The organism is Burkholderia pyrrocinia (genome assembly GCF_022809715.1).
GTDB classification, from domain to species: domain Bacteria; phylum Pseudomonadota; class Gammaproteobacteria; order Burkholderiales; family Burkholderiaceae; genus Burkholderia; species Burkholderia pyrrocinia_C.
The window spans coordinates 2,821,310-2,841,591 of record NZ_CP094460.1 but is presented as its reverse complement, the minus strand read 5'-3'; the positions used below and the strand labels follow the sequence as shown (position 1 = coordinate 2,841,591).

The window sequence follows — 20,282 nt, the reverse complement described above, 5'->3', positions numbered from 1 at the left end:
CGTGAATCAGCGCACGCCGCTGCCCGACGCGAGCGCGCCGCCGGCCGCCGCGCGCAGCGTCGCGGCCGTCCGGCTCCAGTCGCGCCAGCCGATGACGGCGAGCCCGATGAACAGCGCATAGAGTCCGGCCGTCAGATAAAGCTCCTTGAACACGAACATACCGACGTACACGACGTTCACGACGATCCACAGCCCCCACGACGCGATGTAGCGCCGCGCGGTCCAGTATTGCGCGACGAGGCTGAACGCGGTCAGCGACGCATCGACGAACGGCAGCGCCGCATCGGTCCAGCGCGCCATCATGCCGCCGAGCAGCGCGCTGCCGACGACGGCCGCGATCAGGTCGGGCAGCATCTGCCGCGGCCGCACGCCCGTGACGGGCGCCACGTCGCCGGCCGGCGCCGCGCCGCCGTCGGCTTCGCTCGCGCGCTGCGCGAGCCAGCGCTGCCAGCCGTACACCTGCAGCACCGCGAACGCGCCCTGCAGCAGCATGTCCGAGTACAGCTTCGCGTCGAAGAAAATCCATCCGTACAGCGCGACCGACGCGAGCCCGACCGGCCAGCACAGCATGCGCCGCTTCGCGGTCAGCCAGATCGCGAGCGCGCTGACGATCACGCCGGCGATTTCGAGTGGGGACATCGTCTGTGCTCTCCTGGGTAGCTGCCGGGGCCGCGCGTCACGCAGCCGGTTCCGGACGATCAGAAATCATAGGTCAACGACACGCGCGCGGTGCGCGGCGCACCCGGGAACAGGTACGCATCGCCCTGCTGCTCGCCCGCGTCGCGCCAGTAGAACTTGTTGAACAGATTGTCCACCGATACGCGCAGCACCGTGCGATGACCGCCGATCTTCGTCGTATAGCGTGCGCCGAGATTGAACACGAACCACGACGGCACGCGCGCGGTGCCTTCCTCGTTCGCGTTGCGGGCCGCGCTGTACTCGACGCCGCCGAGCACGTTCAGGCCCGCGACGCCCGGCACCGCATAGTCCGCATACAGCGACGCGCGCAGCGCGGGCACGTTGATGATCTGGTGTCCTTCGTACGCCGGCGAACCCGAATCGACCGCGCGGGCACGAATCGCCGCGACGCTGGCCGTCAGCGAAAGGCGCTCGGTCGCACGCCCGGCCGCACCGAGCTCGATCCCCTGGTGCCGCTGCGTGCCGCGCTGCACGAACGTGTAGGTCGTGCCCGACGCGTCCGGGTCGGCGAACTGGAACGGCTTGCTGATCGAGAACACCGCGGCCGTGAGGCTCAGCCGGTCGAGCCAGTCGTATTTCGCGCCGACCTCGATCTGGTGCGATTCGACGGGCGGCAGGAACGCATACGCGTTGGTCGCGCGCACGGGCGCCTGGTCGCCGAGCGACAGCGCCTTGCTGTACGACGCGTACAGCGACAGCACGTTCACCGGCTTGTAGACGAGCGCGACCTGCGGCAGGAACACCGAGCGGTCGGTGCGCGTATCCGCGCCGTCGAGGCTGCTCCAGCTACGCTGGCGCAGCAGCACTTCCTTGCCGCCCGCGAGCACCTGCCAGTGCTCGCCGATGCTGATGCGGTCGAGCCCGAACACGCCGTACTGCCACGCGTCGAGGCGCGGATACGACGGCCCGGGCGAATTCGGCGACGGCGGGAACGCCACGTCGGGCCCGTAGATATTTTCGCTGCCCACGTAGTCATACACGGCGTCGGCCATGTGCACGACGCGGCGCTGCACGCTCACGCCGAGCGTCAGCTCGTGCCGCAGCGGCCCCGTCGCGAACTTGCCCGTCGTGACCGCGCGCAGATCGTCGTTGCGCCGGTATTCGCCGGGGCTGCGGAAATCGTATACGTCGTAGTCGCCGTTCGCGCCGAAGAAGAACGGCGACGTCGCGCCGGCCGCGCAGCTCGCCGCGTACGAGCAGCCGTACGCGAACGCGCTGTTGTCGTCGATCATCGTGCGGCTGCGGCCCGCGGCAATGTACGCCTTCCAGTCGTCGTTGAACTGGTAGTCGAAGCGCGCGTTCAGGTTCAGCGCGTCGGTCGTCACCGGTTTCGCCCACGGCTGCGTGCCGAGCGCCTTCGACGTCGTCTTGACCGACGGCACGACGGTGCCGCCGAGCAGTTGGTAGCCGGGCGCGGAACGCTGGATCCACTGCTGGAATTCGGCGTTGAGCTGCAGGCTCGCGCGCGGGCTGATGTCCCAGTCGGCGGCGATCGAGCCGAACGTGCGCCGCCCGTTCGTGCCGTCGATATACGAGTGCATGTTCTCCTTCGCGGCATTGATCCGGAAGCCGAACTGGTTGTCGGGGCCGAAGCGGCGGCCGAGATCGACGGCCGCCGACGTCGAGCCGCGGCTGTCGACGCCGCCCGTCACGCTCGCGACGTTCGCGGAGCGCTTCGTCACGAAGTTGATCACGCCGCCGGGCGCGACGACGCCGCTGTCGATGCCGGCGAGCCCCTTCAGGATCTCGACGCGCTCCTTGTTCTCGAGCGGCACGTTCTGCTCGCCGGACACCGTCAGCCCGTCGATCCGGATCGCGCTCGCGAGATCGACCGGAAAACCGCGGATCGCGAAGCCTTCGAAATAGCCGACCGGCGCATAGTCGTTGACGACCGACGCGTCGTTGCGCACGACATCGCTGAGCCGCTTCGCCTGCTGGTCGTCGAGCTGCGCGCGCGTGACGACGCTCACCGACGCCGGCGTGTCGCGCAGCGGCGTGTCGTCGAGCCCCGCGACCGACGCGTTGCGCACGCGAAACCCGTTGCCGCGCTCGCCGCTCACCGTGATCGCCGGCAGCGTCGCGTTGCCGGCCGCATCGGCGTCCGGTGCCGGCGCGTCGCCCTGGGCTGCCGCAGCCTGCGCCGCGAAAAGCGTGATGCCGAGACCCACGCCGAGCCCGATCTTCGCGCGCCGCCGCCGTGCGGGCGACGCTGTTGTTTTATTCACCGTCATTGTTCTGGATGGAAAACTCGCCACTCGACCCTGTCGACACACGTTAAGAAGCTGCGAAGCGCCCGCTCGCGGACGAATCGTCACCCGCCGGCGCATCCGGCCGACACGACATTCATCGGACGAATCGGACGAGACGGCACGCATGCGTGCCGGTCGATCGATCGGGAAAACGCAGGATGGGACATCGGATTCGGGTGACGCACCGGGAGCCGACGCAGCCGTCGACGGGTTCGTCGGGTGCCTGTCGGGCGGCCGGCGGCCTCGCGCGGTCATGTCATGCGGGGGACGCTTCGAACGCCGCGGTGCGGGCGTCGGGCAGTTGTGCGCGCCGTTCGTCGGAACGGCGGCCAGCCCGTCGCACGCGACATCGCGGCGTGGCGCGCATTTTACCCCGGGCGGGGATCAGGACCGTGGAATCGGGCGGAACGGGAGGCGGGAAAGAACGGGAATGGGGAAACGCGATTCGTGCCACATCGCAACGGCGGCGATGTGGCAGCGATGCTCGGCGCGCACGGCAACCTCGAAGACCGGCGCAGTCATGCGCCGGTCATGCGGCTGGAAACCGAAGCGGGAATGATCTCCCGCTCGCAATTCACGCGCCGCTCAGAACCCCTGCATCGTCACGGTCGGATCGACGACCAGATGCACGACGCCGTAGATGACCGCGCCGACGAGCAGCGCGAGCAGAATCGCCACGAACGGCAGCAGCGTGAAGTTGACGTTAGCGAGATCGGCTGCGTGCGCCTTGCTGTTGCGTACGCCGAAGAAACTCCATAGGACCAGCTTGATCATGCCGAGCAATTTCATGATTGGCTCCTTTCATCGAATCGGTTGACGCTATCGTCGATCCGACCGGCATCCGAAAAAAGAAGCAGTTGCGCGTGCTTTTCGCGCAGCAGGCCGTCTGCGGCCGCATGTCGCAGGCGCGTCAGCGGTCGAGCACGAGCGGTTCCGTCGCGCCTTGCGCGGGCCGCGCGACGCACAGCAGCGCGCAGCCGGGTTCGACCGCCGCATCGGGCGCTTGCTCGTAGTCGACCGCGCCGGACAGCACGCGCGTCGCGCACGTGCCGCACGAACCGGAGCGGCATTCGGACGGCACGGCGACGCGCTGCCCTTCCGCGAAGTCGAGCAGCGTGCCGTCGGCGGGCGTCCATGCGGCTTCGCGCCCGGTGCGCCGGAACACGACGGGCACGCTCGCCGCCGGCACGCCTGCCGTGCCTGCCGCTCGGGTCACGCTGCGCGCCACGCTCGACGGCCCGAACGCCTCGAAACGGATGCGTTCGTCCGGCACGTTCAGCGCGCGCAGCCCGTCGTACAGGTCGCGCATGAACGCCGACGGCCCGCACAGGTAGAAGTCGTAGTCGTCGAACGGCAGGAGCCGCTTCAGTTGCGCGATGTCGATGCGGCCGGCCCGCGCTGACGTGTCGCCATGCGGACGGCTGTCGAACCAGTGCAGCGACAGCCGTGCATCGGCCGCCGCGATGCGCGCCAGTTCCGCCGCGAACGGCCGGTCGGCCGCTTCGCGCGCGCCGTGCACGAACAGCACGCGGCGCGACGGCGCGACGTCGGCCAGCGCGCGGCGCAGCATCGCGACCATCGGCGTGATGCCGATGCCGGCCGACACGAGCACGGCCGGGCGCGGACTCGCGAGATCGAACGTGAAGCGGCCGCGCGGCATCTGCGCGTCGAGCGTCATGCCCGCCTGCGCGTGATCGTGCAGCCATGCCGACACGCGCCCTTCGCGCTTCACCGTGATCCGGTAATGCGCGCCGCCCGGTGCATCGGAAAGCGTGTAGCTGCGTATCGACGGTGCATCGCTGCCCGGCAGCGCAACACGCAGCGTCAGATGCTGCCCGGCTTCGTATGCGGGCAACGCGCCGCCGTCCACCGGTTCGAAATGGATCGAGCGGATCGCGCGCGCTTCGTCGACGATCTTCGCGATGCGCAGCGATCGCCATGTGCTTGCCGATGCGGTTGCCGATGCGGACGGCACCGGCTCGACCGCCACCGTCACCGCTCCACCAGCGGCCGCCGCCATCGCCGCGAACTGCGGCGCGCGCTCGACCGCCGACCATCGGAACGGCAGCACCGCGCGCATGCGCCGCACCTCCCGCACATGAAACCGTACGACACGCTGCGCGCCGTCGAACGACGCGACGAGCGGCCCGTCCCACACGATCTCGGCGCGCGCGGCGACATACAGCAGGTCACCGCTGTCGAAATCGACGAACAGCAGCCCCGCGCGCGGATCGTGCTGCAAGTTGCCGAGCGTGTTGAAGAAACGGTTGCCGCTGAAATCCGGCGTCGTCAGCGTGTACGCATCGTCGACGCGCACGAAGCCCGGCATCCCGCCGCGATGCGACACGTCCGCGCCGCGCGCGGCGCCCGCGTCCGCCGACGTGTTCGCGCTCGCGACGAAGAACGTATCGGCCTGCGCGAGCAGCGCGCGATCCGCATCGCTCAGCCGGTCCGATACGTCGGGCTCGACCGGTGCATCGCCGTCGCGCGCGACGAACGTCGGCGTGCGGCCCTGGATGTACTTCGCGCAGTTGCCGAAGCTCTGCTCGACCGCGATCGTCAGCGCATCGCCATCGACCGTGCGCACGACGCCATTGACGCGATTGCGCCGCCGCGTATCGAATTCGATCCCGAGCCCGCCGAGCGGCGCGCCCGGCTGCCACGCGCCGTCCAGCGGATCGCCAGGCAGCGCGGGCGCCGCGATGCGCAGCGTGCGCGCATCCGGCGACGTGACGAACCCCGGCGCGCCGGCCCGCAGCGTCGCCCACGGCTGGCCGTGTGCATCGACGCCACCGAGCACGAAGAACGGCAGCTGCGCGAAAAACGTCCGGTGCTGGTCCGGCATGAAGCGCCGGATTCCGCGCCGGCCGGCCGCGCCCGCGGCTTCCGTCACGCCCGCGCGCTGCTGCACGGCGAGTTCGCCCGCGTGAAACGGCGCGGCGTCGAGTTCCCAGCCCGGTACGGCGGCGGTCGGAGCATTCATCGCGTTCTCCTTGAACAGGCGCGGCTTCGATCGGCGTTACGCGGCGAGCAGGCCCGCGCGCGTCGTCGGCATGCCGACGAAACCCGGCAGCGCCTCGACGCGCGCCAGCCATGCGCGCACGTGCGGATACGGTTCGAGCGACACGCCGCCTTCCGGCGCATGCGCGATGTACGTGTATGCGGCGATGTCCGCGATCGTCGGCTCGGCGCCGGCGGCGAACGGCTTGCCGGCCAGTTCGCGGTCGATCACGTCGAGCAGCTTCGCGGCCGTACGCTTGGCCGCTTCCTGGTCGAGCGGCGCGCCGAACACGGTCACGAGCCGTGCGGCGGCAGGCCCCGTCGCGATCGGCCCGGCCGCGTACGACAGCCAGCGCTGCACGAGCGCCGCGCCGGCCGGGTCGTCGGGCAGCCAGTGCGCGTCGCCGTAGCGCTTCGCGAGATACACGAGGATCGCGTTCGAATCGGCGAGCACGGTGCCGTCGTCGTCGATCACCGGCACCTGCCCGAGCGGATTGAGCGCGAGGAACGCCGGTTCGCGCTGCGCGCCGGCCGCGAGGTCGATGTCGACGATCTCGGCCGGCAGGCCGAGCAGCGACAGGAACAACCGGACGCGATGCGCGTGCCCGGACAACGGGAACGAATAGACGCGAATCGCGGCGACGGGCTTACCGGTGGCGGGCGGTGCGGAGGCAGGCTTGCTGGCGACGGACATGGAAAACACTCCGGAATCTCGCGTCGCCGGGAATCGGCGACGAACGGCCCCAGCGTAGCGCTCGCGGTTCGCGGCCAGAAGACGGATAATCGCTGAAACATTATCCGCTTTCATAGGACAATCAACGATGGCCGATCTGCGCGACGTGAACCTGAACCGGCTGGCGATCTTCGTCGCGGTGGTCGATGCCGGCTCGCTGACGGCCGCGGCCGAGCGGCTCGGCCTCGCGAAGACGGTCGTCAGCACGCACATGCAGCGCCTCGAATCCGAGGTCGGCGCGAACCTGCTCGTACGCACGACGCGGCGGCTCAGCGTGACCGACGCGGGGCGTACGTTCTACGACGCGTGCCGCGCCATCGTGCGCGCCACCGAAGCCGCGCTCGATGCGGTGTCGTCCGACGCGGGGCCGCTGCGCGGCACGCTGCGCGTGAGCGTGCCGATCGACTACGGCGCGCAGGTCGTCGCGCCGGCCGTCGTCGCGCTGCGCGACTTGCATCCGGGGCTCGACGTCGAGCTGGTCGCGAACGACCGCGTCGTCGATCTCGTCGCGGACAACCTCGACGTCGCGATCCGCATCGGCCGCCTCGCCGATTCGAACTATCGCGCGGTGCAGCTCGGCACGTACGAGAAATGGCTGGTCGCGAGCCCCGCGTTCGTCGCGCGCTACGGGCTGCCGCGCGATACGGATGCGCTTGCCGCACTGCCGTTCGTGATGCTGTCGACGCTGCCGCGCCCGCACACGTTCGAACTCGACGACGCGCGCGGCGGCAGCGTGTCGGTGCGCTGCGTCGCGCCGGTCGTGTCGAACACCGCAACCGCATGCCGCGCGATCGTGCTCGCGGGCGGCGGCTTCGGGCTGCTGACGGATTTCTCGACCGCCGACGACGTCGCGGCCGGCCGGCTCGTGCGGCTGCTGCCCGCATGGCGCTCGGCGCCGGCCGGGATTCATGCGGTGTATCCGTCGACGCGGCTGCCTTCGCCGAAGGTGCGGGCATTCATCGATGCGATGAAGCAAAGGATCGGAGACACGCCGCGGCGGCCGACCGCTGCCACACCCGCACGCGCGACACGCTCGAAGCGCGCGGCACACTGAATCGGCCGGCTCGCCGGCAACCTGTGCCGGCGAGCGGCACGAACCGTCTCGGCGACACCTGTTTCGAACCCGCGCACCATGATTTTTACATCCTTCCAACTTACTTTCAGATCGCTCGAAAATGTGAATAAACGCGATTATTGAAGCCAAACATTCGCATATCGTTTTTACGGTTTACCTTATAACCTTATTCCGGTAATACGCTGACGAGCGTTTACCAAATGCTTCAATTCTCCGATTCATTCAAATAAGGAGTTTGAAATGCAAACCGCCGCAATTTCATGGGGAACCACGCCGTCGATTCGTGTCTACACGGCCAACGGCAACAAGATCACCGAACGCTGCTACGACGGGTCGAACTGGTACACGGGCGCGTTCGCCCAGGCGGGCGACAACGTGTCCGCCACGTGCTGGCTGGTGGGAAGCGCCGTTCACATCCGCGTGTACGCGACGAGCGGCGGCACGACGACCGAGTATTGCTGGGATGGTGACGGCTGGACCCGGGGCGGATACACGGGTTCCTGATCAATCGTGCCTGGGGCGCGAAGGATTTCGCGCCACGATCGGCGCAATGCGAGCTGTTTTTTGCGTTGCGCCGCTTTTTTATTCGCTCCAGATTGTTTTCATCAATTCATCGCCACATGGAAGCGAAACAAAAAACAACGACGGTTTTTGAAAATAATTACCCACTTAAAAAAACGATCGCCTTTTAATTATTAAAAATACGACTAAATCGCACGAAAAGAAAAAATGGCGCCCCGTGCGCCGTGTGATTGCCGCATTCGTTTCATTTTCGGCCTGCAACTTTCCGGGGGGTAACAGGAACGGTGCGATGCCATCCGGTTAGCCAATCTCCCGCAATGTCCCCAGCAGCACCTTCCTGCAACTCGCGACCATCTGCGCTTCCGGATCGCGATAGTCGGTGAGCAGCCACGCCGCGCCGACGTTCGTCATCGCGCCGACGAGCGCGAGCCCGATCAGCCGCTGCTCGGTGCGCTCCACGGGCGTCGCGGCCTCGTGCGGTGCGCCGATCGCCATGATCAGCTTGCCGAAGTCGATCAGCATGCGCTGGTACGTCATGTCGGTATCCGCGCTCACGCCCATCACCTCGAGCAGCAGCACGCGCGCCGCACACGGATCGCGCAGGAACGCGAAGAACGCGGCGAGCCCCGCGTCGACGCTCTCGCGCAGATCGCCGCCGCGCGCGGCGACCGCCTGTGCGACCGCGTCATGCAGCTGCTCCGCGTGATGCAGGTAGGTGCAGCGCAGCAAATCCTCGGTGCTGTCGAACGCCGCATAGAAATAGCGATCGTTCAGCTTCGCTTCCTGGCAGATCGACCGCACGGTCGCCTTGCGGAACCCGACCGTGCCGAACACGTGCGTCGCTGCGCGGATCAGCGCGTCGCGCCGCTCGGCGGCACGCACCTCGGGCGCCACGCCGCCGTACGACCGGCCCCGTTTTTTCGTTTCGAGTGCTTTCTCCATTCCGCTATTTGACATCAGGACACCCGAAAACTAAAGTGGTGACGACCAACACCACAATAGACGTGCCGCCGGCGCAGCATAAGCGGAACGGGAGGAGCAACGGATGAACGGGTTTTCCGGCAAGGTCGCCGCGATCACGGGCGCCGGTTCGGGCATGGGCCGCAGCCTCGCGGTCGAGCTCGCGCGGCGCGGCTGCGAGGTCGCGCTCGCCGACGTCAGCGAAACCGGGCTCGCCGGTACGGCGGCCGCGTGCGCGCAGCACGGCGAGCGCGTGAGCACGCGGCGGCTCGACGTCGCCGACCGCGACGCGGTGTTCGCGTGGGCCGATTTCGTCCGCGCCGAACACGGCAAGGTCAACCTGATCTTCAACAATGCGGGCGTGTCGCTCGCCGCCAGCGCCGAAACCGCGCACATCGCCGATGTCGAATGGATCGTCGGCATCAATTTCTGGGGCGTCGTGCACGGCACGCAGGCGTTCCTGCCGCACCTGCGCGCGTCGGGCGACGGCCACGTCGTCAACACGTCGAGCCTGTTCGGGCTCGTCGCGATGCCGACGCAAAGCGCGTACAACGCAACCAAGTTCGCGGTGCGCGGCTTCACCGAGGCGCTGCGGATGGAGCTCGAACTCGACGGCGCGCCGGTGAGCGCGACCTGCGTGCATCCGGGCGGCGTCGCGACGAACATCGTCGATGCGGGCCGCGTCGATACCAGCATCCACGCGCTCACGGGCCAGGACGAAGCGACCCATCGCCGGCAGGCGAACCGCCTGATCAACGCGACGACCGCCGACGATGCCGCGCGGCAGATCCTCGCGGGCGTCGAGCGCAATGCGCGCCGCGTGCTCGTCGGCGCCGACGCGCGCCGGCTCGACCGGATCGCGCGCCTGCTCGGCGCCGGTTACCAGTGGCTGATGCTGCGCCATGTGCGCCGCGCCCGTGCACGCAATCTCGAACGCGCCCCCGCCCCGGCCGCACGCCCGGCCACGCCGACCAAGGACCCCGCATGACCTCGACGACGACCGACCGGCGCGACGCGCCGCCCGCCCCCGGCGCCCGCCATGACCGTGGCGACGGCAACGACCTCGACGTGCTGATCGTCGGCGCCGGCCTGTCCGGCATCGGCGCCGCGTATCACCTGAAGCAGCGCTGCCCGCATGCGAGCGTCGCGATCGTCGAGGCGCGCGACGCGATCGGCGGCACCTGGGATCTGTTCCGCTATCCGGGCGTTCGTTCGGATTCCGACATGTTCACGCTCGGCTACAGCTTCCGCCCGTGGCACAGCGACAAGGCGATCTCCGACGGCCAGACGATCCTCGACTACATCCGCGACACCGCGCGCACGTACGGGATCGACAAGACGATCCGCTACGGCCAGAAGGTCGTCGCGGCCGACTGGGACTCGAACCGCGCGCGCTGGACGGTGCGCATCGAGCGCACGCGCGACGGCGCCGCCGACACGCTCGTCTACACCTGCCGCTTCCTGTTCATGTGCAGCGGCTATTACGACTACGACGCCGGCTACCTGCCCGACTGGCCCGGCATGGACACGTTCGAGGGCAAGCTCGTGCATCCGCAGCACTGGCCGAAGGATCTGACCTACGCGAACCGGCGCGTCGTCGTGATCGGCAGCGGCGCGACGGCCGTCACGCTCGTGCCGTCGATGGCGGCCGACGCGCGGCACGTGACGATGCTGCAGCGCTCGCCGACCTACATCGTGTCGCTGCCCGCGCGCGACAGGATCGCGAACGCGTTGCGCCGCGTGCTGCCGTCGCGGCTCGCGCACCGGCTCGTGCGCGTGAAGAACGTGCTGCTGACGATGTACCTGTACAACGTATCGCGCCGCAAGCCCGACCAGACGAAGAAATTCATCATCCGCGCGGCCAGCAAGCAGCTCGGCCCCGGCTTCGACGTCGCGAAGCACCTGACGCCGCGCTACATGCCGTGGGACCAGCGCGTGTGCCTCGTGCCGAACGGCGACCTGTTCAAGTCGATCCGCGCGGGCCGCGCGTCGATCATCACCGACGAGATCGAGCGCTTCACGCCGACCGGCCTCCAGCTGAAGAGCGGCCAGCAGCTCGACGCGGACGTGATCGTCACCGCGACCGGGCTGAAGGTGAAACTGCTCGGCGGCGCGCGCGTCACGGTCGACGGCCGCGCGGTCGATCTGCCGGAGACCGTGTCGTACAAGGGCATGATGTACAGCGACGTGCCGAACCTCGCGTCGTCGTTCGGCTACACGAATGCGTCGTGGACGCTGAAGGCCGAGCTGATCGCGCGCTACGTGTGCCGGCTGCTCAACCACATGCGCGCGAACGGCTACGACACGTGCGTGCCGCGGCTCGGCGCCGGCGATCTCGGCGACGTGCCGGCCGTCAACCTGAGCTCGGGCTACATCCAGCGCGCGGCCGGCATCCTGCCGAAGCAGGGCCATCGCAAACCATGGAAATTCCACCAGAACTACGTGCTCGATCTCGCATCGCTGAAGTTCGGCGCGCTCGCCGATTCGGCGATGCATTTCGAACGCCGCGCGAAAACCGGCCCGGCCGCAACCGCGCCGGTTGCCGAACCCGCACTCGAAACCCGCTGAGGCCGACATGACCCCTACGCTCCATCTGATCCTGAACGTGCTGCTCGGCGTCGTCGCGGTGCTCGCCGCGCTCGCGCTGTTTTCCGGCTACGTCGCCAGCCGCGTGACGCGCGCGTTCCCGCCCGAAGGCCGCTTCGTCGACATCGGCGGCGACCGCATCCACTACGTCGAATACGGCAACGGCCCGCCGATCGTGTTCGTTCACGGGCTCGCGGGGCAGCTGCGCAACTTCGCGTACCTGCCGCTCGCGCGGCTCGCGCAGCGGCATCGCGTGATCCTGATCGACCGGCCCGGCGCCGGCCGCTCGACCCGCGGCGCGGGCTCGCAGGCGAACGTGTTCGCGCAGGCGCGCACGGTCGCCGCGTTCATCGACGCGCTGCGGCTCGACAAGCCCGTGCTGGTCGGCCATTCGCTCGGCGGCGCGATCGCGCTCGCGGTCGGCCTCAACCATCCTGATCGCGTGAGCCGGCTCGCGTTGATCGCGCCGCTGTCGCACGAGCAATCCGAGCCGCCGGCGCCGTTCCGGCCGCTGATGCTGCCGTCGCCGCTGGTGCGCCGCTTCGTGTCGTGGACCTTCGCAATCCCGCTGACGATCCTGACCGGCCGCAACGCCGTGCGCCAGGTGTTCGCACCGGAAGACGTGCCGCGCGACTTCCCCACCAAGGGCGGCGGGCTGCTCGGGATGCGGCCGCATGTGTTCTACGCGACCGCGACCGACCTGCTGTCGGCGCCCGTCGACCTGCCCGCGATGGTGCGCCGCTATGCGGAGCTCACGCTGCCGGTCGACGTGCTGTACGGCCACGCCGATCCGATCCTGAACTGGCGCGAGCACGGCGACGCGCTCGCGAAGAAATCGGCGCGCGTGCGGCTGAAGGTCGTCGAGGGCGGGCACATGCTGCCGGTCACGCTTCCGGATGCAACGGCCGACTGGCTGCTCGAAGTCGCCGCCGCGCCGGCCGACGCCGTCGCACGAGCTGCGCGTATCGAGTCCTGAGCGGGAACGACGCGGGGCCTGATTCAGTGCCGTGCAGCCGGTGCTGCGACGGAATCAGGCTTCGTCGTCGGGCACCGACAGCCCGAGATCCGCAATCACCTCGCGCGCGTTGCGGAATGCCTCGACCGCGGCCGGCGCGCCCGCGTACAGCGCGCTGTGCAGCAGCACCTCGCGGATCTCGACGAGGCTCGCGCCGTTGTTGAGCGCGCCGCGAATGTGACCCTTCAGCTCCGTGCCGCGGCCGAGCGCCGCCAGCATCGCGCAGGTGCACAGGCTGCGCGTCTTCAGGTCGATCCCGCCCCGGTGCCATGTGCTGCCCCACGCGTGTTCGTTCAGCCAGTCCTGCAACGGACGCGAAAATCCGTCGAGGTCACGCATCGCGCTCTCGACGAACGCCTCGCCCATCACGTCGATCCGCCGCGCCTTGCCGTATTCCCTGTCCTGTTCGCTCATGTCCGTGTCCTGGGTGAAGTCGTGGTCGTGGCCGCAGCGGCGTCGCCGGCGGCCGGGAGATTTCGCGCCATGTTCACGGGGCCGGCGCGTTGCGTCAAAGATGCGGCCCTCGGTTCGCGGCTGTTCGCGTGACGGGCGGTCGAACGCTACGTAACATCCGGCCGCGCGTTACGGCGGCTTACGGGAACATCGCAACCGTCGCATCAGTACACGGTACGTGCCCGTCGCGCAAAACCGCCATTCTCCGTTTAAATCGCGTTGATATTCCCGATTCCCGCAACAAAGCGCGACGCCGTTTCGATAAATCCATCATGGCGCGGAATTTGCAGTGGAGGCTTGGACACACTTCCAATGTCGAGGCCTACATGCACAATATATTCAAGAAGACGACGGTAACGATGGCCGTCGCGTCGCTGCTCGCGCTGTACGGTTGCGGCTCGGTCGACGGACCGACGACCCCGCCGACGATCAAGCCGAGCACGTCGGGGACGAGCGGCACTTCGGGGACGTCCGGTACGTCGGGCGGCGGTTCGTCGGGGACGTCGGGTGGCGGGAGTTCGGGTACGTCCGGTAGCTCGGGTACTTCCGGTACGTCGGGCACCTCCGGTACGTCGGGTACTTCCGGTACTTCGGGCACCTCCGGTACGTCGGGTACTTCCGGTACCTCGGGCACTTCCGGTACTTCGGGCACTTCCGGCACCTCGGGCACTTCCGGCACCTCGGGCACTTCCGGTACCTCGGGCACCTCCGGTACGTCAGGCACCTCCGGTACGTCGGGCACCTCCGGTACGTCGGGTACTTCCGGTACTTCGGGCACCTCCGGTACGTCGGGTACTTCCGGCACCTCGGGCACCTCCGGTACGTCGGGCACGTCGGGTACCTCGGGTACGTCGGGTACCTCGGGTACGTCGGGTACTTCGGGTACTTCGGGTACTTCGGGTACTTCGGGTACTTCGGGTACTTCGGGTACTTCGGGTACCTCGGGTACCTCGGGCACTTCGGGTACGTCGGGCACCTCCGGTACCTCGGGCACCTCGGGCACTTCCGGTACCTCGGGCACCTCGGGCACTTCCGGTACGTCAGGCACTTCCGGTACGTCGGGCACCAGCGTCACCCCGCTCGGCAATGTCCTCCAGCAATCCGGCAACCTCGTGACGGCACTCGGCACGACGGTCGCGAACGGCGGCGCGCAGATCGGCGGCGTGCAGATCCCCGGCACGAACCCGACGACGGCCACCAGCGTCGGCAACGCGGTCACGAGCCTCGGCAACGGCGTGCAGTCGCTCGGCAACGGTGTCGCTGCCGGCCTCGGCTCGATCGGCGTGTCGCCGAACCCGCTCGGCCCGACGCTCACGTCGACTACCGGCCTGCTGACCGGCGCCGGCGGCGCGGTCAACAACCTCGGCAACGCAGTGACGAGCCTCGGCACCGGTCCGCTGTCGCCGCTCGCGCCGGCGACGACCCTGGTCGGCAATCTCGTCAACACGGTCGGCAATGCGGTCAACTCGACAGCATCGGCGCTGAATACCGCGCTGAACAGCGCGCCGGTCCAGCAACTCGAGACGCAGCTCGGCAGCGTGATCAACCCGATCACGAACACGCTGACCGGCGGCGTCACGACACCTGGCGCCACGCAGATGCTCGGCGGCGCAACCATGCTCGGCGCCCCGCTCAGCGGACTGCTGAGCACGCTCGGCAGCGGCCTCGGCCTCGCCGGTTCGCAGGTCGGCAGCGCGACCGGCAACCCGGTCGGCACGAGCGCCGGCAACAGCGTGTCCCAGCTCGGCAACACGGTGGCGTCGGCCGGCGGCCTGCTGTCCAGCGGCAGCTCCAGCAGCGGCACCAACCCGCTCGCCCCGATTACCGGTCTGCTCGGTACGCTGACGGGCGGGCTCGGCGGCGGCAGCAGCTCCAGCGGTACGGGTGGTACCAGCGGCACGAGCGGCACCAGCGGCGGCCCGCTTGCACCGGTCACCGGCCTGCTCGGCACCGTGACCGGCGCGCTCGGCAGCCTCGGTTCGAGCGGCACCAGCGGAACCGGCGGCACGAGCGGCACCGGCGGCTCGGGTGTCGGCGGCCTGCTGGCGCCGGTCACCAACCTCGTCAACGCGCTGACGCCGCTCGGCGCAAGCCTCACCGGCACGGTCACGACGCCGGGAGGCAACGTGACGGGCACCGTCGGCGGCCTGCTGACGAGCGGCCCGGTCGGCACGCTGACGGGCGCGCTGACGACGCCGGCCGGCTCGGCGGGTGCCATCGGCACGGCCAGCCCCGGCGGCGCAACCGGCACGGCGACGACACCGGCCGGCAGCGGCACCGTGGCGGCCCTGACCGGCAGCTCGAACGGCGGTACCGCGGGCGGTGCAGCCAATCTGCTGTCGCCGGTGACGAACCTGCTCGGCGGTCTGCTGGGCGGCGGCACCAAGAAGTAACGCTTTAACTACCAGAACCACAGGCCAATGGCCGGGCACGCATCAATACAAAGCCCGGCCGACGGCCGGCGTCACCCGCCAAGCGGGGGCGCCGGCCGTCATCCCGACGAGGATCCGATCATGAATTCCACGCTCGACGGCATCGCCGCGGTCCAGGACCGCCCGCCCCGTTCCGCCACGCCCTTCCGCGCCGGCCTGCTCGGCATCGCGGCCGGGCTCCTCGCGCTGTGGTTCACGCGCGACCAGCCGGCCCTCGACGCTGCGACGCGCGCAATCATCGCAAGCCTCGCGATCATCGGCACGATCGCGCTGCACGAAATCCTCATCTCGCGCGTCTACCTGCGCCCGAGCGCCGGGCTGTCGCGCCAAGCCGTGCGGCCGCTCGGCCTCGCGCGCGTCGCGACGCGGCTCGGCGCGCTCACGTCGATCTATGCGGGCATCGGGATGCTGTACTGGCTGCTGCCCGAATATCACGGCGATTTCTACCGGCCGTTCTGGTCGCTGCTGCGCGCGCTCGCCCCGTACGTGATCGTCGCCGCGCCGTTCTATTTCATGTGGATGGACCGCCATCAGCGCGAAACCGACGACGCGTACCTGCTGTGGGGCCGCTTCCTGTTCCGCCGCGAGCGGCCCGCAAGCTGGCAGCCGGTGCGCGAGATGCTCGCCGGCTGGGGCGTGAAGACGTTCTTCCTGCCGCTGATGACCGTCTACCTGTCGAAGGACGCCGATCATCTGACCGCGTCGCTCGCGCACGCGATGAATGCGCCGATGTCGCTCGCGACGTTCTCGTTCCTGTACGACCTGTCGTTCACGATGGACCTGATGTTCGGCACCGTCGGCTACCTGTGCACGTTCCGCATCCTCGACAGTCACGTGCGCACGGTCGAGCCGACGGCGCTCGGCTGGGGCGCCGCGCTGATCTGCTATCAACCGTTCTGGTCGCTGATCTCGGGCCACTACATCCGCTACGAAGGCTCGCTGTTCTGGGACAACTGGCTGCTGTCCGCGCCGACGCTGCGCGTGATCTGGGGCGCCGTGATCATCCTGCTGCTGATGACCTACGCGCTGTCGACGATCTCGTTCGGGCTGCGCTTCTCGAACCTCACCAACCGCGGGATCATCACGTCGGGCCCGTACCGCTTCACGAAGCATCCGGCGTACATCACGAAGAACCTGTCGTACTGGATGGTGTCGGTGCCGTTCGTCGAGCCGCTCGGCTGGCAGGTCGGGCTCATGCACTGCGCCGCGCTCGTCGCGGTCAACCTGATCTATTACCTGCGCGCGAAAACGGAAGAACGCCACCTGATGCGCGATCCGGACTATCGTGCGTACGCCGAATGGATCGCGCAGCACGGGTTGTTTGCGCGGATCAGGCAGGCGTTCGGGGTGCAGCAGCCGGCGTGACGGAGCGGCCGGCGGCAGGGGCGGCGATGCGTTGCCGCTCCGGTCATCGAATGGACGTCGGCGTTTCACCGCTTCCGGATATACAAAGACAGTCGCCACGCACTTTCCCCAATCGCCAGCGATCCGTGTTCGCATGCATCGTTCGGCGCGAAGGCGCGCGGCCGCTTGCGGCCAATTGTCGCGAAACGCCACGATTCCCCGCTTTTCGTCGCTTTTCTCCGCCAGTCCGATTGCCCGCCCCCGGCACCTCGCGTATGGTGCTGGCCGTCCGCGCTCGAACCGTCGCGCGGACACCCGACCGTCGTCACGCACGACGGCCGTGCGGGCCGTGCCCGCCGCTCACCGTCTCCGCGATGCCGCCCGCCGGCACCGCGCATTGATGAGGAAAGAGGCGTGATCCACAAAGTCCTGATCCTGTTCGCACTCTGCATCGCGGGCCTCGCCGCGATCGCCGCCGGTTTCCAGCACATCCCCAGCTGATTCGCGGCCCCGGCTCGCTTCGCCGAGCCCGGGGGCCGCCCCCATTCCATTTCCCTTGTTGCGATGAACCTCTTTCTCGAACCGCCCGGGACGGGCGACCTTTGCCATGCGCATCGACGTACAGCATTCCCAGCACGACATCGACGATGAACTCGACACGCTCCACGCACGCCTCCACCAGCCGGGCCATCGCCTGCACGGCCTGCCGGCCGTCGCGCTCGGCCGCTCGGGCCTGATCGTCCGCCACCGCGAAGCGGACGGCGAATACTTCCTGTATGTCGAAGATCCGGCCGCGCGCCAGCTCGCCGGCTACACGGTGTTCAACCGCCTTCCCGAAATCCCGCGCCGCGCCGACCGCTACCTGCGCGCACCGCACACGCGGCTGCGCGGCTCGGCGCAACGCAAGGGCCTTGCGACGGCGCTGTATCGCTGGGGGCTCGACGCGGGCCTGTGCCTGATCAGCGGCGCGCGCCAGTCGGTCGGCGCCGCGCAGCTGTGGACGGCGCTCGCGCAGCATTACCGGCATGGCTTCGTCGATGTCGAAGGCCGCGCGCTGCGTTATCTCGGCGACACCGTTCCGGACGACGTGCACGGCGCGCTGCATACGCGGCGGCTGTTGCTCGGCAACGGGTGGACGATGACGGAATTCGCGCGGGTAGCCGGGATGAGCGACGCCGAACAGGTTCGATGCGATTCCGCGACCATGTTCAACACATCGGCGCGGACCGCGTAGCGTCGGCAACGCACACCACGCCGCCCGAACGCCGATGCGATAATCCGTCCGGTCCGCGCGACGCGGCAGCGCACCACGCCAACCGAAACGCTCATCGATGACCACCGATCCCCGAACCGACGCCGACCGCCGCATCGACATCGTCGCGCTATGCGGCAGCCTCCGGTCGCAGTCGTACAACGCCGCGCTGCTCGATGCAGCCGCGCTCGTCGCACCGCGCGGCATGCGCATCGCGCGCTTCGATCGCCTCGGCGAATTCCCGCTGTTCAATCCCGATACCGAATACCCGTCGCCCGCCGCCGTGCGCGACCTGATCGATCGCCTGAACGCGGCCGACGGCGTGCTGATCGCAAGCCCGGAATACGCGCACGGCGTGACCGGCGTGATGAAGAACGCGCTGGACTGGGTCGTCGGATGCGAAGCGGTCGTCTACAAGCCGGTCGCGGTGCTGAATGCGTCGCCGCGCGCAACGCACGCGGACGCGGCGCTGCGGGAAACGCTGTCGGTGATGTCGGCACGCATCGTCGAGCGCGCATCGATCGCGCTGCCGATCCTCGGGAGCCAGCTCGATGCGGCGGGCATCGCCGCGCATCCGCCGTTCGCGTCGGCGCTGGCCGATGCGTTGCACGCGCTGCGCGCGACGATCGATGACACACCGCCGGGCCGATAGCCGCCACGCAACCGATGTTCGTTCGTGAATGCGTGCGGCGTTACCGCGCCCTGGCGCGCGTCGCCTTTTTCGCCGGTTTCGACGCCTTCGCGCGCGGCGCCTCCTTCTCGGGCTGCGCGCCGCCGCCGGCGAGATCCTCGAGCCACGCGAGCGCATCGACGTATGACAGGAACTGCTGCAGATACTCCGGCGACAGCTCGCGCATCGTCGCCAGCGACCGGTGCACGAGGCTGTTCGAATTGAGCGGCCCCGCATTGCGCGGCACCTGGTCGAGCGACTGGCGGTACTGCTGTTCCGTGCGGACTTTCGACCACATCGTGCGGAAGTAGTCGACCAGCTCGGGATCGAGCCCGCGCCGGTCGGCCTGCGCATCGCGCGCGAGCCGGTCAACGAGTTCCGCAATCGCGCCGCGTACGGGCGCATCGGCCGTGGCTTGCGCACTGCCGCACGCGGCCTTCGCTTCATCGGCCCGCGCGACGATCTTCGAGTAGCCCTCGATCAGCGTCGCCAGCCGCGCGTCGAGCAGGCCGCGCGCGTCGCCGTCGAGCACGGCCGCGCGCCGTTCGAGCGCGTCGATCCGGTGAAAGCGCACGGGATCGAGCCGGTCGGCGCCCTGCTCGCGCCATGCGTCGAGCGTCGCGCGGGCGGGCGTCGCGTCGTCCGTCACTTCGCCTTCCCTCCATTCGATGCGCTCTTGCGCGGCACCGGCGCGATCTCCACGCGGCGGTTCTTCGCGCGGCCCTCATCGTCCGCATTCGAGCTGACCGGCTGTTCGGAGCCGAACGCGGCCGCGAACACCGATGCCGCCGGCACGCCGGCGTCGATCATCGCACGCGTGACCGTCAGCGCACGCTTGGCCGACAGTTCCCAGTTGTCCGCGAACTGGCGGTTGCCGGCATGCACCTGCTGGTCGTCGGCAAAGCCGCTGATCATCAGGATCTCGTCGCGCGTCTTCAGATAGGCGGCCAGCGGTGCGGCCAGCGTCTTCAGCAGGTCGCGGCCCGCGGGCTGCAACTGGTCGGAGTTCAGCGCGAACAGCACGTTGCCGCTGATGCCGATGCGCCCGTTCACGAGCGTCACGCGGCCGGCCGCGAGCGGCCCGGCAAGCGCCTGTTCGAGCGACTTGCGCTGCTGCGCTTCGAGCTGGCGCGCACGCACGGCTTCCTCGAGCTTCGACGTGAGCTGAAGCTGCATGCCGATCACGCCGACGAGGATCAGCACGAACGCACCGAGCAGCACCGACATCAGGTCGGCGAACGCAGGCCACACCGGCGCCGATTGCGCGCCGCCGTCGATTTCGTCGTGCATGC

19 protein-coding genes are annotated in these 20,282 nt (G+C 68.9%); 9 read left to right on the top strand and 10 right to left on the bottom strand.

The genetic code is table 11. The features are described 5' to 3' along the window. Positions 1-6: 6 nt before the first annotated feature. The 5 genes from pnuC to MRS60_RS29620 form a co-directional block, all read right to left on the bottom strand. On the bottom strand, positions 7-639 hold the full coding sequence (gene pnuC, locus MRS60_RS29640) for a nicotinamide riboside transporter PnuC (protein ID WP_034182113.1): 633 nt from the start codon (positions 637-639) through the stop codon (positions 7-9). A 59-nt stretch (positions 640-698) separates the two neighbouring features. Then, positions 699-2,930: a TonB-dependent siderophore receptor gene (locus MRS60_RS29635; RefSeq protein ID WP_243566156.1), complete on the bottom strand. Its 2,232-nt coding sequence runs from the start codon at positions 2,928-2,930 to the stop codon at positions 699-701. Between the two features lie 603 nt (positions 2,931-3,533). Continuing rightward, positions 3,534-3,737, bottom strand: a complete 204-nt coding sequence (locus MRS60_RS29630) for a DUF2970 domain-containing protein (protein ID WP_034182111.1) — start codon at positions 3,735-3,737, stop codon at positions 3,534-3,536. Positions 3,738-3,858: 121 nt separating this feature from the next. Further along, on the bottom strand, positions 3,859-5,931 hold the full coding sequence (locus MRS60_RS29625) for a pyridoxamine 5'-phosphate oxidase family protein (RefSeq protein WP_243566155.1): 2,073 nt from the start codon (positions 5,929-5,931) through the stop codon (positions 3,859-3,861). Positions 5,932-5,967: 36 nt separating this feature from the next. After that, complete coding sequence (locus MRS60_RS29620) at positions 5,968-6,642, bottom strand: glutathione S-transferase family protein (RefSeq protein ID WP_243566154.1); 675 nt, start codon at positions 6,640-6,642, stop codon at positions 5,968-5,970. A 127-nt stretch (positions 6,643-6,769) separates the two neighbouring features. Between MRS60_RS29620 and MRS60_RS29615 the strand changes: the two genes are divergently transcribed. Both MRS60_RS29615 and MRS60_RS29610 read left to right on the top strand, forming a co-directional pair. Beyond that, positions 6,770-7,735, top strand: a complete 966-nt coding sequence (locus MRS60_RS29615) for a LysR family transcriptional regulator (RefSeq protein WP_243566153.1) — start codon at positions 6,770-6,772, stop codon at positions 7,733-7,735. 261 nt (positions 7,736-7,996) lie between these two features. Beyond that, complete coding sequence (locus tag MRS60_RS29610; protein ID WP_034182107.1) at positions 7,997-8,260, top strand: fucose-binding lectin protein; 264 nt, start codon at positions 7,997-7,999, stop codon at positions 8,258-8,260. 318 nt (positions 8,261-8,578) lie between these two features. Here the strand turns inward: MRS60_RS29610 and MRS60_RS29605 are convergent, their stop codons facing one another. Continuing rightward, positions 8,579-9,235, bottom strand: coding sequence for a TetR/AcrR family transcriptional regulator (locus tag MRS60_RS29605; RefSeq protein WP_105389692.1), 657 nt, complete (start codon positions 9,233-9,235; stop codon positions 8,579-8,581). An 88-nt stretch (positions 9,236-9,323) separates the two neighbouring features. Between MRS60_RS29605 and MRS60_RS29600 the strand changes: the two genes are divergently transcribed. From MRS60_RS29600 to MRS60_RS29590, 3 genes are read left to right on the top strand one after another with little or no spacing between them, the layout of a single operon-like run. After that, positions 9,324-10,226, top strand: a complete 903-nt coding sequence (locus MRS60_RS29600) for an SDR family NAD(P)-dependent oxidoreductase (RefSeq protein WP_243566152.1) — start codon at positions 9,324-9,326, stop codon at positions 10,224-10,226. Then, entirely contained in the window at positions 10,223-11,806 is a 1,584-nt protein-coding gene (locus MRS60_RS29595) for a flavin-containing monooxygenase (RefSeq protein WP_243566151.1), read from the top strand. The genes MRS60_RS29600 and MRS60_RS29595 overlap by 4 nt, the downstream gene beginning before the upstream one ends. A gap of 7 nt (positions 11,807-11,813) precedes the next feature. Continuing rightward, positions 11,814-12,800, top strand: coding sequence for an alpha/beta fold hydrolase (locus MRS60_RS29590; protein WP_175746552.1), 987 nt, complete (start codon positions 11,814-11,816; stop codon positions 12,798-12,800). 54 nt (positions 12,801-12,854) lie between these two features. Here MRS60_RS29590 and MRS60_RS29585 read toward each other — a convergent pair whose 3' ends face one another. Beyond that, the gene (locus MRS60_RS29585; RefSeq protein WP_034182102.1) at positions 12,855-13,253 is read right to left on the bottom strand and encodes a carboxymuconolactone decarboxylase family protein; all 399 of its coding nucleotides are present in this window, start codon (positions 13,251-13,253) and stop codon (positions 12,855-12,857) included. A gap of 365 nt (positions 13,254-13,618) precedes the next feature. Between MRS60_RS29585 and MRS60_RS29580 the strand changes: the two genes are divergently transcribed. Both MRS60_RS29580 and MRS60_RS29575 read left to right on the top strand, forming a co-directional pair. Beyond that, a complete protein-coding gene (locus tag MRS60_RS29580; RefSeq protein WP_243566150.1) occupies positions 13,619-15,685 on the top strand; it encodes a collagen-like triple helix repeat-containing protein in 2,067 nt (688 codons plus the stop codon). Positions 15,686-15,805: 120 nt separating this feature from the next. Then, positions 15,806-17,089 carry an isoprenylcysteine carboxylmethyltransferase family protein gene (locus MRS60_RS29575; RefSeq protein ID WP_034182100.1) on the top strand — a complete coding sequence of 428 codons (1,284 nt, stop codon included), beginning with the start codon at positions 15,806-15,808 and terminating at the stop codon, positions 17,087-17,089. Positions 17,090-17,428: 339 nt separating this feature from the next. Here MRS60_RS29575 and MRS60_RS29570 read toward each other — a convergent pair whose 3' ends face one another. Continuing rightward, positions 17,429-17,677: a hypothetical protein gene (locus MRS60_RS29570; protein WP_146120793.1), complete on the bottom strand. Its 249-nt coding sequence runs from the start codon at positions 17,675-17,677 to the stop codon at positions 17,429-17,431. Between MRS60_RS29570 and MRS60_RS29565 the strand changes: the two genes are divergently transcribed. Beyond that, a complete protein-coding gene (locus MRS60_RS29565) occupies positions 17,676-18,302 on the top strand; it encodes a histone acetyltransferase (RefSeq protein WP_243566149.1) in 627 nt (208 codons plus the stop codon). The genes MRS60_RS29570 and MRS60_RS29565 overlap by 2 nt on opposite strands. 97 nt (positions 18,303-18,399) lie before the next feature. Further along, complete coding sequence (locus tag MRS60_RS29560; RefSeq protein WP_243566148.1) at positions 18,400-18,972, top strand: NADPH-dependent FMN reductase; 573 nt, start codon at positions 18,400-18,402, stop codon at positions 18,970-18,972. A gap of 40 nt (positions 18,973-19,012) precedes the next feature. On the opposite strand, the gene MRS60_RS29555 is transcribed toward MRS60_RS29560, so the two are convergent. Both MRS60_RS29555 and MRS60_RS29550 read right to left on the bottom strand, forming a co-directional pair. Beyond that, a complete protein-coding gene (locus tag MRS60_RS29555; RefSeq protein WP_243566147.1) occupies positions 19,013-19,639 on the bottom strand; it encodes a DUF2894 domain-containing protein in 627 nt (208 codons plus the stop codon). Beyond that, on the bottom strand, positions 19,636-20,280 hold the full coding sequence (locus MRS60_RS29550; protein ID WP_175746564.1) for an OmpA family protein: 645 nt from the start codon (positions 20,278-20,280) through the stop codon (positions 19,636-19,638). The genes MRS60_RS29555 and MRS60_RS29550 overlap by 4 nt, the downstream gene beginning before the upstream one ends. Between the last annotated feature and the right edge of the window lie 2 nt (positions 20,281-20,282).